The sequence below is a fragment of the Leifsonia xyli subsp. cynodontis genome, assembly GCF_050632205.1.
Taxonomy (GTDB): Bacteria; Actinomycetota; Actinomycetes; order Actinomycetales; family Microbacteriaceae; genus Leifsonia; species Leifsonia xyli_D.
This window is the reverse complement of record NZ_CP192578.1, coordinates 1,846,107-1,860,447: the sequence shown is the minus strand read 5'-3', so window position 1 is coordinate 1,860,447 and position 14,341 is coordinate 1,846,107. Positions and strand designations below refer to the sequence as shown.

Here is a 14,341-nt window from a genome sequence, read left to right as displayed (position 1 = left end):
CTAGAACTGGACGCGCGGGGGCTCGGCGATCGCGGCGAGGTTGTCGACCTCGAAGAACTCGCGTTCGGTGAATCCCAGTCGTCGGGCGAACAGGTTGTTGGGGAAGACCTTGATCTTGGTGTTGAACTCCCGCACACCGCCGTTGTAGAACCGGCGCGATGCCTGGATCTTGTCCTCCGTGTCGACCAGATCGGCCTGCAGCCGGAGGAAGTTCTGGCTCGCCTGCAGCTGCGGGTACGCCTCGGCCACCGCGAAGATGCTCTTCAGCGCCGTCTGCATGTGGCCTTCTGCGACGGATGCCTCACCGGGCGTCTGCGCGGACAGCGTCTCGGCGCGCGCCTTCGTCACCGACTCGAAGACCCCTCGCTCGTGCGCGGCGTAGCCCTTCACCGTCTCGATGAGGTTCGGGATAAGGTCGGCGCGCCGCTTCAGCTGCACGGTGATGTCGCTCCACGCCTCGTCGACGCGCACCTTCAGCGTCACCAGCGAGTTGTAGGTGGCCCACAGATAGATCCCGATGATCGCCACGATTACGACGACGATGATGACCGGAATGAGCCATTCCATGTTCGCAGAACTCCTTGGATGCCGAGCGCGGGGGCACGCGATTGCGCTTCCCACATCCTAGCTTCGAGGGGGTCGGCGCCCACCGCGTTCCCATCACACTCGAAGCAAGCACTTCGGGCCCGGACAGGGGAGCCGGACGCCGCGCGCAGGTGCAGAATGGGCTCGTGAGCGAGCTCGCCGAACGCCGCCGCCCGGGCCGGCCCCGCAAGCAACGCGGGGCGGCGTCCGCGCGTTCCGTCATCCTGCACGCCGCGGCCGAGGAGTTCGCCGAGCGGGGCTACGAGGCGGCGTCGCTGCGCGCGGTCGCGCGGCGGGCCGGGGTCGACTCCGCCCTCGTCCATCACTACTTCGACGGCAAAGCGGACCTCTTCGCGGCCACGCTCGAGGTGCCGCTGCGGCCGGACCGCCTGCTCGACCTGGTGCTGGCCGGGCCGCGCGACGAGGTCGGCACGTCCCTCATCCGCTACCTGCTGGAGCGGCTGGACGACGAGAAGTCCGCCCGGCGCATGGTCGTCATCCTGCGCACGGTGCTCGGCAGCGGGCCGGGGACGCGCATGGTCCGCGAGTTCCTGCAGCGCGAGGTGCTGTCGAAGCTGGCAGCACTGTCGGATGCTCCGGATGCGTCGCTGCGGGCCGAACTCGCGGCGGCGCAGTTGGTGGGGGTCATGATGACGCGGTACGCCCTTCAGGTGGAGCCGATCGCCAGTGCCTCCGCCGACGACCTGGTGCGCCGCGTGGGGCCGGTGCTGCAGTGGCACCTCTTCGGCGAGACCGGGTCTCCGATCTCTTGACGTGCGCCGTCCTCCCGGCGAATAATTCAGCACATGATGAATTCGCCGGATGCGGCGGAACCGGCCGTCGCCATCGAGGGGCTGCTGGTGCGTCGCGGTCGCACGGAGGTGCTCCACGGGCTCGATCTGCACATCCCGCGCGGCCAGGTGGTCGGCCTCCTCGGCCCGAGTGGATGCGGCAAGACGACCCTCATGCGCGCGATCGTCGGCGTGCAGCGCGTGAAGGCCGGAACCGTCACCGTGCTCGGGCAGCCGGCGGGCTCCGCCGCGCTCCGGCATCGGGTCGGCTACGTGACGCAGGCCGCGAGCGTCTACGACGACCTGACCATCCGGCAGAACCTGGACTACTTCCGCCGCGTGCTGGGCGCCGGCCGGGCGGACGTCGACCGGGCGATCGCCGCGACCGACCTCGACGAGCACGCGGGGCGCCTGGCCTCGACCCTGTCCGGCGGGGAGCGCAGCCGTGTCTCCCTCGCGGCAGCGCTGCTCGGGTCACCCGACCTCCTGGTGCTCGACGAGCCGACGGTCGGCCTCGATCCGCTTCTCCGCGTCGAGCTTTGGGGGCTGTTCCACCGCCTCGCCGCGTCGGGCACCAGCCTCCTGATCTCCAGCCACGTGATGGATGAGGCCAGCCGCTGCGATCGGCTCATCCTGATGCGCGAAGGGGCCGTTCTGGCGGACGCCACCCCGGACGAGCTCCTCGCCGAGACCGGGGCGGCGGATGCGGAGGGCGCGTTCCTCGCGCTGCTCCGGCGGCACCATGCCCGGCACGCGCTGCCGGACGCGGACGCGGACGCCGACGCACGATGAAGGGACGGACACCGTGAACCCCACCCGCACGCTGGCGACCACCGGTCGCGTGCTCACCCAGATCCGTCACGACCCGCGCACGATCGTGCTGCTCCTCGTCGTCCCCAGCCTCCTTGTGGGGCTGGTGGCGTGGATCTTCACCGACACCCCGGTCTTCCAGACGATCGGGCCGGCCATCCTGGCGCTGTTCCCGTTCATCGTGATGTTCTTGGTGACCTCGATCACGACGTTGCGGGAGCGGCGCACCGGCACGCTGGAGCGGCTCCTGTCGATGCCCATGGGACGCGGCGACTTCATCCTCGGCTACACGATCGCCTTCGGGTTGCTCGCGATCGTGCAGGCCCTGGTCGCGTGCGCGTACGCGCTGTGGGTGTGCGGACTGGACGTGAAGGGCGACCCGTGGCTGCTCGTCCTGGTCGCGGTGACGGATGCGGTGCTCGGCAGCACGCTCGGTCTCTTCGCGAGCGCATTCGCGCGCACCGAGTTCCAGGTGGTGCAGTTCATGCCGCTGCTGGTGTTCCCGCAGATCCTGCTCGGCGGCATCTTCCTGCCGCGCGACCAGCTGCCCGCCGGCCTTGAGGCGTTCAGCGACTGGCTGCCCCTGTCGCACGCGGTGGATGCGCTGAACGCCGTCGCGACGAACTCGCACGACGCGGCCTATGTCGGCGGCCAGCTGCTGATCATCGGGGCGTTCGCGGTCGCCGCGGTCGTCCTCGGCGCGCTGACGCTGCAGCGCCGCACGGCGTGACGCCGTCGATGGAACGAAGGAGATCGGGCGTCGAATCTCCTTCGTTTGGCAGTGCTGCGGGAGATTCGGGACCCCTTCGTTCGGATCTCCGACGCGGAGCTAAGCCGTCGCCCCGTCCGGCGCCTGCAGCTCGGCCGCTCCCGTGTACCGGTAGCGCACGCGCGTGCCGGTCGCCGGCTCGTCCAGCGGCCGCCACTCGGTGCCGAGGTTGTCGCCGTCACCGACCACCGAGACGTCGCGGATGACGTCCTTCGGCCGGCCGTCGACGAACGACTGCACCACCTCGGCGTAGACCTCGGAGTCGGGGTTGAGCAGCACGGCGATGTAGTGGTCCGACCGTCTCACCTCGCGCGCCGGCACCCACAGCCGCTCGTCGAACTGCACGAGCGTGCCTCCGTCGGACGCGCCGTGCGGCTTCACCCCCGTCACGATGCCGTCGAGCCAGGTGTCGCCGTCGTGGTAGGCGTACAGCTCGCGCATCGGCGACTCGTAGTCGGCCTCGTCGGCCCCGTCCTCATCCAGGTAGTCCAGCGGTGACGTCATGACCCGAACCCTACCCCCGCCCGTAGCGCGTCCGCGAGCAGCGGCGCGAGGTCGCCGCGGGCGCCGTCCGCCACCGCCACGGCGCCGAGCCCCTGCCAGGCCGCCGTCTCGGCGAGCAGCGGCAGCAGCCGGTCGAGCGGGACCGTCGCCCCGGGTTCCGTCCACGCCGATTGGACGCGCAGCACGCCGGCCTGGCGATCGCTCTTGAGGTCGATGCGCCCCACCAGGCTGTCGTCGATGAGGATCGGCAGCGTGTAGTAGCCGTACACGCGCTTCGGCGCCGGCGTGTAGATCTCGATCCGGTAGTGGAACCCGAACATCCGCAGCGCCCGGTCGCGGAACCACACCACCGGGTCGAACGGCGACAGCAGGGCGGTGGCCTCCACAGCCCGCGGCTTCCGCGCATCCCGGTGCAGCCACGCCTTCAGCGGCCGGCCCGCGCCGTCCCACCCCGGCACCTGCACCGGCATCAGCTCGCCCGCATCCTCCAGCTCCTGCAGCGCGACGCCCACGCGCGGTCCCTTGATGCGGTAGTAGTCGGCGAAGTCGCGCGCCGTGCCGATGCCGTACGCGATGGATGCGCGGCGCAGCAGTTCGCGGATGGCGTCCGGCTCGTCGACGGTGCGCGACAGCACCTCGGCGGGCAGCACGTCCTCCGCCAGCGCGTACCGTCGCTGGAACCGCGTGCGGCCGGCGATCGCGACCTCGCCGAACAGGAACATCCGCTCCAGCGCGCGCTTGACCTCCGACCAGCCCCACCACGGACCGGTGCGGTGGTTGGCGTCGTGCTCGATCTCGCCCGCGAGGAGGGGCCCGTTGGCGCGCAACTCGCCCCGCAGCCACTCGACCGTGCTGTCGTTGACGTCGAACCAGCTGCCCGGGCCGCCGTAGCGTTCGCGGTACTCGCGCATCCGCCACCCGAACAGCGGCCAGTCCTCCTTGCGCAGGAAGGCGGCCTCGTGCGGCCAGTACTCGGTGTGCGGCCCGCGCGCGTCGAACGTGAGCCGGTCGAGCAGCGAGCGGTCGTAGGGGCCGAGCCGCGCGAAGGCCGGGAGGTAGTGACTGCGCTCGAAGACGTTCACCGAGTCGATCTGCAGCAGCCCGAGCCGGTCGATGAGCCCGTTCAGCTGGCGCGTTCCGACGGCGGCCGGGCGCGGCCGGCCGAAGCCCTGCGCGGCCAGCGCGATGCGCCGGGCGAGCGCGGGGGAGACCTGTTCGACCACGGGACGACCCTAGCGGCAACCCCGGACACCGGACGTTCACCGACCGGTCACCGCCGCGCGACCGCCCGGTCTCCTGCCGTCCCTAGCGTGACGACGTCCGGGCGCACCGCCCGGGCGACACCCTGCACTGGAGGAAACCCGTGATCAACAAGCGCGCACGCGTCGCCGGCCTCGCCGCCGCGGCAACCGTCGTCGCACTCTCGCTCGCCGCCTGCTCCGGCGGAGCGAACGCCAGCACCGCCGACAGCACGAAGATCGCCACCGCCACGGACGCGACCTCGGCCGGCGGCATGGACGCCCTCGTCGCCGCCGCGAAGAAGGAGGGCTCCCTCAACATCATCGCGACGCCCGGCGACTGGGCGAACTACCAGGAGATCTTCGACGGCTTCACCAAGAAGTACGGCATCACGATCAACCCGAGCCAGGACAGCGCCTCCAGCCAGGAGGAGATCGACGCCGCCAAGAAGCTCAAGGGCCAGGACACCGCGCCCGACACCTTCGACATCGGATCGTCGGTGGCGCTGGCGAACACGCAGTACTTCGCCGCGTACAAGCCGACCGGCTGGGACGACATCCCCGACAGCCAGAAGGAGAAGAACGGCCTCTGGAAGGTCGGCTACTACGGCGTCATGGCGGTCGGCTACGACGCGAACAAGATCAAGACAGCGCCGAAGTCGTTCGACGACCTCCTGAAGCCGGAATTCAAGGGGGCCGTGGCGCTCAACGGCAACCCGACCCAGGCGGCCGCCGCGGCCGGCGCGGTCGCGTACGCCACCCTGCAGAACGGCGGGACGCTCGACGACCTGACCCCGGGCATCGAGTGGTTCTCGAAGCTGAAGAAGGCCGGCAACTGGAATGCGGCCGACGGCAAGCCGAACACCATCGCCTCCGGTGAGACCCCGGTGCTGCTCGACTGGTCGTTCAACCAGAAGGGCTACGCCACCTCCGACACCATCAAGGGCGGCGGCGTGAACTGGAAGTACACCGTGCTCCCGGGCACCGCGTACGTCGGCTACTACAACCAGGCGATCAACAAGGACGCCCCGCACCCCGCGGCCGCCCGCCTGTGGGAGGAGTACCTCTACAGCGACGCCGCCCAGAACGCGTGGCTGAAGGGCGGCGCCTACCCGGCGCGCGTCGACGCGATGGAGAAGGCCGGCACGCTGAACAAGGATGAGTTCCCCGGCAAGCTGGACACGGTGGCCGTGATGAGCGACAAGCAGGCCACCGACGCCGGCACGCTGCTCAACGCCAAATGGGCGAACGCGGTCGGCTGATGACCGAGACCGTCGCAGGCGCCGCGGCGCCCGCGGTCGATCGCGCTGCCGCCGGAGTCTCCGACACGGAGATCCGGCGGCAGCCGTCCTCGGCCGGCCCCGCCAGCGCGCGGGCCGGCCGGCGGCGCCGCACGGGCGTCGCGGCCGCGCTGGGGCTCACCCCTTCGCCTTCTACGTGGTGGTGTTCCTCGCCATCCCGACCGCCGTCGCCGTCGGCAGCGGCTTCGTGGACGAGGCCGGCCGCTTCACCTGGTCGAACCTCACCGGCCTCGCCGAGCCGGCCATCGCGGGCTCGTTCTTCGGCGCCTTCTGGCTCTCAGCGGTCACGGCGGTGGTCGGCGCGATCGCCGGCGCGGCCCTCTGCTTCGCGATGCTCCGCTCGCGCCCGGGCGGCGTCACCCGCTCGCTCGTGGACTCGGCCAGCAGCGTCCTCGCCCAGTTCGGCGGCGTGATGCTCGCGTTCGCGTTCATCGCCACGATCGGCGCGCAGGGTCTCGTCACCGTGCTGCTGCGGAACCTCGCGCACCTCAACATCTACGAGAACGGCGTCTGGCTGTACACCGTGCCCGGCCTCATCCTGCCGTACCTCTACTTCCAGATCCCGCTCATGGTCATCACCTTCATGCCCGCGCTGGAGGGACTCCGGCCGCAGTGGCTGGAGGCGACGGCGACGCTCGGCGGCAGCCGCTGGACGTACTGGACGCGCGTGGGCGGACCCATCCTGCTCCCGTCGTTCCTCGGCAGCCTGCTGCTGCTGTTCGCCAACGCGTTCTCGTCGTACGCGACCGCGGCGGCGCTGGTGGGCCAGGCCAACAACATCGTCTCCCTGCAGATCCGTCAGGCGCTGATCAGCGAGACCGTGCTCGGCCGCGCGAACCTCGCCGGCGCGATGGCCCTCGGGATGCTCCTGGTGATGGTCGTCGTGATGCTCGGCTACTCGGCGCTGGTCCGCCGCACCGCGAGGTGGCAGCGATGAGCCGCGGCGCGCAGCAGCTGCGGCTCGGCCCCGGCCCCACCGTCCGTGCGCTCATCTGGACGCTGCTCGGGCTGTTCTTCCTCATCCCGCTGTTCTCGATGGTGGAGTTCACCCTGCGCACCGCGAAGCCCGGGGTGTACAACCTCGACCGCTGGGTCGCCGTCTTCTCGGGCGAGACCACCCGGTACGACCGCGTCTACCAGGGGCTCGGCAACTCCCTGGTGCTGGCGGTGGTGACCGTCGCGATCGTGCTGCTGGTGCTGCTGCCCACCATCGTGCTGGTGGAGCTGCGCTTCCCGAAGCTGCGCCGCCTGCTGGAGGCGATCTGCCTGCTGCCGATCATGATCCCGGCGATCGTGATGGTGGTGGGCCTCGCCCCGACGTATGCCGTCGTGACCGGGATCCTCGGCTCCGGCGCGTGGACGCTCGCCTTCGCCTACGGCATCACCGTGCTGCCGTACGCGTACCGCGCGATCCAGAGCAATGTCGCCGCCGTCGACATGATCACGCTCAGCGAGGCCGCCCGATCCCTCGGCGCCGGATGGTGGACCGTCTTCCAGCGCGTGCTCGTGCCCAACCTGCGCCGCGGCATCCTGGCCGCCTCCGCCCTCTCGGTCGCCGTCGTGCTGGGCGAGTTCACGATCGCCTCGCTGCTCTCCCGCGTCAACCTGCAGACGTCCCTGCTGCTGGTGTCGCAGTCCGACCCCTTCGTCGCGGTCATCTTCGCGCTCCTCGCGCTGGTGTTCGCGTTCGTCCTCCTCGTCGTCGTCGACCGCCTCGTGAGCGTGCGGCGCCGGCGCACCGCGAAAGGCTGACATGACCGCCCTCGACACTCCCCTCCTCTCCGCCCGCACCGGCTCCACGGTCGAACTGCGCGACCTCGTCCGCGACTTCGGGGGCGGGGCTGGTCTCTCCGGCTTCGACCTGGAGGCCGCGCCCGGCGAGCTCATCGCCCTGCTCGGACCGAGCGGCTGCGGCAAGACCACCGCGCTCCGCGCGCTCGCCGGTCTGGAGCGGGTGGACAGCGGCAGCATCCTCATCGACGGACGCGACGTCACCGACGAGCCCACCAACCGCCGCGACCTCGGGATGGTGTTCCAGTCGTACTCGCTGTTCCCGCACCTGACCTCGGGCCAGAACGTCGAGTTCGGCCTGCGGATGCGCAAGGTCGCCGCCGCGGAGCGCCGTCGCCGCGCGGCGGAGGCCCTCGACCTGGTCGGCCTCGACCACCACGCCGACCGGTACGCGCACCAGCTGTCCGGCGGCCAGCAGCAGCGCGTCGCGCTCGCCCGTGCGCTGGTCACGGAGCCGCGCGTCCTGCTGCTCGACGAGCCGCTGTCGGCTCTCGACGCCAAGGTGCGCGTGCAGCTGCGGGACGAGATCCGCCGCATCCAGACGGAGCTCGGCATCACCACGTTCTTCGTCACGCACGACCAGGAGGAGGCGCTCGCCGTCGCCGACCGGGTCGCCGTGATGCGTGCCGGCCGCATCGAGCAGATCGGAACCCCCGAGGAGCTGTACCACCGGCCCGCCACGGCGTTCGTCGCCGAGTTCGTCGGCCTGACGAACCGGGTCGACGGCACGGTCACCGGCGGACGGCTGCACCTGCTCGGGCAGGAGGTGCCGCTGGCGTCCGCCTCCGCCGACGGCCCGGTCACCGCGTACGTGCGGCCGGAGGACCTGCACCTCGCATCCACGGGCATCCCCGCCGTCGTGGTCGGCACCAGCTTCCTGGGCGCGCTCCGCCGGACCAGGGTGCGGCTCGACGACGGCACGGAGCTGTCGCTGCAGCACGGCACGCGCGAGCGGCCGGAGCCGGGCGAGCGTGTCGCCGTCGGGCTCGCCGGGTCGCCCGTCACCGTCGCAGAACGGTCTGTCACGAAGGAGTGAGGCGCGAGTAGAGTCCGCGCATGTCCAGCGAAACTCCCGACCTGGGGGAGCGTGCGGGCGGAGACCCGGAAGTCGCCGAGCTGATCGACCCCGCAACGTTCGAGAAGACCCTGTCCCTCACGGACATCGCGCACCGCATCTCGGTGAACGATGTCATCACCTTCCCGTGGTTCCGCCCGATCGACACGATCAGCCCCACGCATACCGTGGGGAAGGGCCGCACCAATCTCACGCTGATCGCCTCCGACATCATGCAGACGGACACGACCGGGACGCCGTACGCCTCGTTCACCTACCGGCCGACGCCGTCGGGCGGCCCGGGGGTCTCGGTCCACTTCGCACCGGGCGACTACGGTGCGACGGGGACCTCCGACTACCTGATCACCTTCGTGATCACGGCCAACGGCTCCGTGAACCTCAACGTCGGCGCCTACGCCGGCGCCGGGTCCACGACCGGCACCGGTGCGCGCACGGTCAACGGGAACGTCGCCGTCGTCGTCGGGCTGAAGAACGTGCCGCCCACGCCGGTGACCTACGCGTACGTCCAGCAGACCGGCGGATCCACCTGGCAGTGGTACCGGACGGCCATCGAGTATCCACCCCTGATCCTTCAGCTGTGAAGGGGTGACCGCGGCGCCCGGGCTCCATTGATCCCCGGGTGCCGCGGCCTACACTGGCGCTCATGTCAGACACCGACCGCCCCGTCCCTCCGGCCGCCCCAGCGCCCGGCACCGACGTCGCCGGCAACCGTGCGACCGCGCGGTCCTGGTTCCAGCGCCGCTCGCGCGAACTGGGGGAGCCGACCGAGCCGATCGACGAGGCGGTGCCGCGGGGGATGCGGATCGCCGGCGCCTGGTCGTGGCGCCTGCTGGTGATCGGCGCCGTCATCGCCGTCGTCATCTTCCTGATCATCCAGCTGAAGCTGATCGTCATCCCGGTGCTGATCGCCGTGCTGCTGGCCGGCCTGCTGGTGCCGTTCAAGGACTTCCTGATCCGGCACCGCTGGCCCACGTGGCTGGCCATCCTCGCCGTTCTCCTGCTCACGATCATCGTCGTCTCCGGCCTGCTGTACCTCGCCATCTGGCAGATCACGCGCCAGAGCGGCGAACTGCAGAAGCAGTCGGTCCAGGCCTTCAACGGGCTGCAGGACTGGCTGACCACCGGCCCGCTCGGGCTCAGCCATGACCAGATCAGCAGCGCGTTCGCGTCGCTCGGCAGGTCCATCCAGCAGGACGGGCAGGTGTTCCTCTCGGGCGCGCTGTCCGTCGGTTCCACCGTCGGGCACGTCTTCGCCGGCGCCCTGCTGGTGCTGTTCAGCACCATCTTCATCCTCATCGACGGCAAGGGCATCTGGGCCTGGATCGTCCGTGTCTTCCCGAAGAAGGCGCAGCCGGCGCTCGACGGCGCGGGCAAGGCGGGCTGGGTCACCCTGCGCAACTTCGCGAAGGTGCAGGTGCTCGTCGCCTCCATCGATGCGCTCGGCATCGGGCTCGGCGCGTTCTTCCTGGGGCTGCCGCTCGTCATCCCGATCGCGGTGCTCGTCTTCCTCGGCTCGTTCATCCCGGTCGTCGGAGCGGTGGTCACCGGGGCGCTGGCCATCTTCATCGCGCTCGTCTTCAAGGGATGGGTGTTCGCGCTCATCATGCTCGGCGTCGTGCTGCTGGTGCAGCAGATCGAGGGACACATCCTGCAGCCGCTCATCATGGGCAGCGCCGTGCGGGTGCACCCGCTCGCCGTCGTGCTCTCCGTCGCCGCCGGGTCGCTCCTCGCGGGCATCCCCGGCGCGCTGTTCGCTGTGCCGTTCGTGGCCGTGCTCAACGTGATGGTGCACTACATCTCCAGCGGAGCCTGGCGGTCGTCCGCCGCGGTGCCGTGGACGGATGCGCCCGACGGCGCCATCTGGCAGACCGTGCCGACGCCCGTCCGGCGGCCCCCGAAGCGCCCGTGAGCCGCAGCCGCATGCGGTCCGGAGAATACGTCCGCCGCTAAGCTGGGCTCCGTGGCAACCGCGACCGATCACACGCGCACTCCGTTCGCAGGTCCCAGCCTGGTCGAGTTCGAGGCTGCGCGCGCCATCGTGGCCGAGGTGGCGCAGCCGACGCCCATGGAGACCTCCCGCTACCTGAGCGACCTGCTCGGCGCGCCGGTGCTGCTGAAATGCGAGAACCTGCAGCGCACCGGCTCGTACAAGATCCGCGGCGCGTACAACCGGCTGTCGAAGCTCAACGCCGAAGAGCGGGCGCGCGGCGTCGTCGCCGCCTCGGCGGGCAACCACGCGCAGGGGGTGGCGTTCGCGGCGCGCGAGCTCGGCATCCACGCGACGATCTTCATGCCGGTCGGGGTGGCCATCCCGAAGTTCCAGGCGACGCGGGCGTACGGGGCGGATGTGGTGCTCAGCGGCGGCTACGTCGACGAGACGCTGCGTGCGGCCGCGGACTTCGCGGCGGAGACAGGGGCCGTCCTCATCCCGCCGTTCGATCATCCGGATGTGGTGGCGGGGCAGGGCACGCTGGGTCTCGAGATCCTGGACGCCGTGCCGGACGTGGCGACCATCGTGGTCCCGATCGGCGGAGGCGGCCTCATCTCGGGTGTCGCCAGCGCCGTCAAGCAGCGTGCGGCTGCGGAAGGGCGCTCCGTCCGCATCGTCGGCGTGCAGGCGGCGAACGCGGCCGCCTACCCGCCGTCCCTCGCGGCCGGGCAGCCGACCGACATCTCGCTCGTGGCGACGATCGCCGACGGCATCGCCGTGAGCCGGCCGGGCGCGCTGAACTTCGAGATCATCCGTGAGGCGGTGGATGAGGTCGTGACGGTCTCCGAGGACGACATGGCGCGCGCCATGGTCGTGCTGCTCGAGCGCGCGAAGCTCGTCGTCGAGCCTGCCGGAGCCGCGGGCGTCGCGGCCATCCTCGCCGGATCCATCCATGCCGACGGCACGACCGTCGCCATCCTCTCCGGCGGCAACATCGACCCGCTGCTCATGCAGCGCGTCATCAGCCAGGGCCTGGCGGCATCCGACCGCTACCTGAAGCTGACCATCATGCTGCCGGACCGTCCCGGTCAGCTCGCCCGCATCGCGGAGATCCTCGCCGGGGTCAACGCCAACGTGGTGGAGGTGCTGCACACCCGCCACGGGCGCGGCATGCAGCTCAGCCAGGTAGAGCTCGACGTCAGCGTCGAGACCCGCGGCACGGACCACCGCCGCCACGTCATCGATGCCCTGCGCGCGGCCGGCTACGACCCCGTCGTCGACGACGAGTGACCCACCCGCCCCGTTAAGCCAAGAATTCCGGAGTTCTTCGGGTCTTTCCTCGCGGAAAGCCCGAAAAACTCCGGAATCGTTTGCTCGGGGAGACCTACTGGCCGGTGTAGGTCTCGACCTTGGTGACCTCGACGGCGATCTGGCGGCCGTTCGGGGCGGTGTACTCCGTCTTGTCGCCGACCTTCAGGCCGAGGATGGCCGAACCGAGCGGGCTCTGCTCGCTGTAGACCGGCAGCTCGGTGCCCGAGGCGATCTCGCGGTTGCCGATGAGGAAGATCGTCTCGTCGCCCGCGACGGTGGCGGTGATGACGGTGCCCGGCTCGACGACGCCGTGGCTCTCCGGCGCGGCGCCGACGGTGGCGCTCCGCAGCAGGTTGGTGAGCTGGACGATGCGGGCCTCGATCTTGCCCTGCTCCTCCTTGGCCGCGTGGTAGCCGCCGTTCTCCTTGAGGTCGCCCTCCTCGCGGGCCGCCTCGATGCGCTTCGCGATCTCGTTGCGGCCGTTGACGCTGAGCTCCTCGAGTTCGGCCGAGAGACGGTCGTACGCGTCCTGGGTCAGAAAGGTGACCTGAGACTCCTGAGACATGATGAACTCCTTCGCGCCTGTCGCGGCTGGTGCCACTGCAGTTGATAGCACCGTGGCGGTGAGCCGGTTGGGTGCCGGTGCTAAAGTCGACGCCCCGGCGATGCCGGGGCGTATCCGCACAATACTAGGTCAGCCAGCAGCTGTTGATCAAACCCGTGTTGGGCGTCATGACGGTGCGGATGGACTCCGTGTGCGCGGTCACGCGCGTGGCCGACCCGGGGTATTCGACGATGCGCCAGCCGACGATGGCGAAGTCCTCGTTGAGCGCCTGGATGGCGCACGTCACCGGCGTTCCGGGAGGGGCGTTGATGGTGAACGCGATGTCGACGTGGTGGTCGTCCGGGATGGTGTAGCCGGTGTCCGTCGTCTCGAGATTCGCCTGGTCGTTGTCCCAGCCGGCCCAGAACACCCACGCGGTGACGACCGCGATCAGGCCGACCAGGCCGCCGATCAGCAGCCAGCGCTGACGCCGCTTGCGCTCGGGGGTGCGGCCGTAGCGGGTGTCGAGCGTGGGGGTCGCCGTCATGCGTGCACCGCCTTGCCGTCCAGCTGAAGCCTCCCGCTCACAGGCCCGCCGTCGGGCGACGGTAGGCTGAGACCAGACTAGGAGAGAAAGCTGTGAATGCCGCCGCCCTCCCGCTCATCGACTCGAAACCGGAGACCGAGATGCCCGAGACCGACCTCTTCGCCGGGGTGGTGGCCGCGTGATCGCTGGGGCCCTGCTGCGCGCCTCCGTCCGGCTGGCGGCCACGCCGAGCCCGACGCCGTCGGGGGCGCCGGCCGACGACTCCGTCACGCCGGGCGTGCTCGGGTTCGTCGTCACGTTCCTGCTCGCCGTCGTGGTGGTGCTGCTGGTGATCGACATGGTGCGGCGCATCCGCCGGGTGCGCTACCGCTCGGAGATCGCGGAGAAGCTGGATGCCGAGCAGGCGGAGCAGCCCGGGCGCGGGCGTGAGGACGGGCCGGCGGGCCCGGACGCCGGCTCCCGCTGAGTCCGCCGCTCAGAGCAGCTGCGCCACCCGCTCCGCGAGCAGGGAGACGCCGATGAGCGTCATCGCGACCGCGGACACCCGGGCCAGCACCACCGTGACGCGCGGCCGCGCTGCCAGTAGCCTCCGTGCCAGCACCGCGACGGTCAGATAGACGACCGCGCAGGTCGCGACGAACAGCGCGCCGAGCAGCAGCATCTGCGCCGCCGGCGCCCAGCCGCCGTTCGCCGTGGTGAACTGCGGGACGAGCGCGACCAGCACCAGCAGTCCCTTCGGGTTGAAGCCGCTGACGCCCGCTCCGCGCAGGAACGACGTCAGCGACGTGCCGGAGCCCGCCGATCCGTCCGTCGCGTGCGCCGTGAGCGGCCCGGAGGAGCGGACGAGGCCGCCGATCCCGAGCCACAGCAGGTACAGCGCACCGCCGACGGTGAGCACATCCAGCAGCACCGGGTTGGCCGCGACGAGCGCGCCCAAGCCCACGGCGACCGCGATGACGACCACCAGGTACCCGAAGAGGATGCCGCCGATCGACGGCAGCAGCGTGCGCCCGCCGAGACCGGCCGTGACCGCGTAGGCCCAGTCGGCGCCCGGCGTGCAGACCAGCAGTGCGGCGACGCCCCAGAAGCCCAGGACCAGTGCCGGATCCATCGGCCGACCTCCCTCCGGCGCGGGTGCGCCACAC

The 14,341-nt window shown here is 70.7% G+C and carries 17 protein-coding genes; 11 read left to right on the top strand and 6 right to left on the bottom strand.

All coding sequences use genetic code 11. The features are described from left to right. Complete coding sequence (locus ACQ86M_RS09160; RefSeq protein WP_064109483.1) at window positions 1–567, bottom strand: LemA family protein; 567 nt, start codon at window positions 565–567, stop codon at window positions 1–3. Between the two features lie 164 nt (window positions 568–731). On the opposite strand from ACQ86M_RS09160, the gene ACQ86M_RS09155 reads away from it, so the two are divergent. Genes ACQ86M_RS09155 through ACQ86M_RS09145 form a run of 3 tightly spaced genes read left to right on the top strand, consistent with a single transcriptional unit; the run spans window position 732 to window position 2,916 of the window. Beyond that, window positions 732–1,358 (top strand): TetR family transcriptional regulator, encoded by a 627-nt coding sequence (locus tag ACQ86M_RS09155; protein ID WP_431218406.1) that lies wholly within the window; start codon window positions 732–734, stop codon window positions 1,356–1,358. A 36-nt stretch (window positions 1,359–1,394) separates the two neighbouring features. Continuing rightward, a complete protein-coding gene (locus tag ACQ86M_RS09150) occupies window positions 1,395–2,168 on the top strand; it encodes an ABC transporter ATP-binding protein (RefSeq protein ID WP_431221456.1) in 774 nt (257 codons plus the stop codon). Between the two features lie 13 nt (window positions 2,169–2,181). Next, window positions 2,182–2,916, top strand: a complete 735-nt coding sequence (locus tag ACQ86M_RS09145) for an ABC transporter permease (protein ID WP_431218405.1) — start codon at window positions 2,182–2,184, stop codon at window positions 2,914–2,916. A gap of 99 nt (window positions 2,917–3,015) precedes the next feature. Here ACQ86M_RS09145 and ACQ86M_RS09140 read toward each other — a convergent pair whose 3' ends face one another. Both ACQ86M_RS09140 and ACQ86M_RS09135 read right to left on the bottom strand, forming a co-directional pair. Beyond that, the gene (locus ACQ86M_RS09140) at window positions 3,016–3,459 is read right to left on the bottom strand and encodes a hypothetical protein (protein ID WP_431247811.1); all 444 of its coding nucleotides are present in this window, start codon (window positions 3,457–3,459) and stop codon (window positions 3,016–3,018) included. Next, window positions 3,456–4,682, bottom strand: coding sequence for a winged helix-turn-helix domain-containing protein (locus tag ACQ86M_RS09135; RefSeq protein WP_431247810.1), 1,227 nt, complete (start codon window positions 4,680–4,682; stop codon window positions 3,456–3,458). Before ACQ86M_RS09135 ends, ACQ86M_RS09140 begins: the two co-directional genes overlap by 4 nt. Window positions 4,683–4,822: 140 nt before the next feature. Between ACQ86M_RS09135 and ACQ86M_RS09130 the strand changes: the two genes are divergently transcribed. The 7 genes from ACQ86M_RS09130 (at window position 4,823) to ilvA (ending at window position 12,084) form a co-directional block, all read left to right on the top strand. Beyond that, the gene (locus ACQ86M_RS09130; RefSeq protein WP_431218402.1) at window positions 4,823–5,959 is read left to right on the top strand and encodes an ABC transporter substrate-binding protein; all 1,137 of its coding nucleotides are present in this window, start codon (window positions 4,823–4,825) and stop codon (window positions 5,957–5,959) included. A 175-nt stretch (window positions 5,960–6,134) separates the two neighbouring features. Next, complete coding sequence (locus ACQ86M_RS09125) at window positions 6,135–6,935, top strand: ABC transporter permease (protein WP_431247809.1); 801 nt, start codon at window positions 6,135–6,137, stop codon at window positions 6,933–6,935. Then, on the top strand, window positions 6,932–7,750 hold the full coding sequence (locus ACQ86M_RS09120) for an ABC transporter permease (protein ID WP_431247808.1): 819 nt from the start codon (window positions 6,932–6,934) through the stop codon (window positions 7,748–7,750). The genes ACQ86M_RS09125 and ACQ86M_RS09120 overlap by 4 nt, the downstream gene beginning before the upstream one ends. 1 nt (window position 7,751) lies before the next feature. Further along, entirely contained in the window at window positions 7,752–8,825 is a 1,074-nt protein-coding gene (locus ACQ86M_RS09115) for an ABC transporter ATP-binding protein (protein ID WP_431247807.1), read from the top strand. 20 nt (window positions 8,826–8,845) lie between these two features. Further along, entirely contained in the window at window positions 8,846–9,445 is a 600-nt protein-coding gene (locus ACQ86M_RS09110) for a hypothetical protein (protein WP_431247806.1), read from the top strand. A 62-nt stretch (window positions 9,446–9,507) separates the two neighbouring features. After that, entirely contained in the window at window positions 9,508–10,773 is a 1,266-nt protein-coding gene (locus ACQ86M_RS09105; RefSeq protein ID WP_431247805.1) for an AI-2E family transporter, read from the top strand. 51 nt (window positions 10,774–10,824) lie between these two features. Continuing rightward, complete coding sequence (ilvA, locus tag ACQ86M_RS09100) at window positions 10,825–12,084, top strand: threonine ammonia-lyase (protein WP_431247804.1); 1,260 nt, start codon at window positions 10,825–10,827, stop codon at window positions 12,082–12,084. Between the two features lie 94 nt (window positions 12,085–12,178). Here the strand turns inward: ilvA and greA are convergent, their stop codons facing one another. Together greA and ACQ86M_RS09090 are read right to left on the bottom strand one after the other, a co-directional pair. Beyond that, the gene (greA, locus tag ACQ86M_RS09095) at window positions 12,179–12,670 is read right to left on the bottom strand and encodes a transcription elongation factor GreA (RefSeq protein ID WP_431218395.1); all 492 of its coding nucleotides are present in this window, start codon (window positions 12,668–12,670) and stop codon (window positions 12,179–12,181) included. Between the two features lie 124 nt (window positions 12,671–12,794). Next, on the bottom strand, window positions 12,795–13,196 hold the full coding sequence (locus ACQ86M_RS09090; RefSeq protein WP_431247803.1) for a DUF4307 domain-containing protein: 402 nt from the start codon (window positions 13,194–13,196) through the stop codon (window positions 12,795–12,797). A 178-nt stretch (window positions 13,197–13,374) separates the two neighbouring features. On the opposite strand from ACQ86M_RS09090, the gene ACQ86M_RS09085 reads away from it, so the two are divergent. Further along, entirely contained in the window at window positions 13,375–13,662 is a 288-nt protein-coding gene (locus tag ACQ86M_RS09085) for a hypothetical protein (protein ID WP_431247802.1), read from the top strand. A 9-nt stretch (window positions 13,663–13,671) separates the two neighbouring features. On the opposite strand, the gene ACQ86M_RS09080 is transcribed toward ACQ86M_RS09085, so the two are convergent. Further along, the gene (locus ACQ86M_RS09080; protein WP_431247801.1) at window positions 13,672–14,307 is read right to left on the bottom strand and encodes a LysE family translocator; all 636 of its coding nucleotides are present in this window, start codon (window positions 14,305–14,307) and stop codon (window positions 13,672–13,674) included. Between the last annotated feature and the right edge of the window lie 34 nt (window positions 14,308–14,341).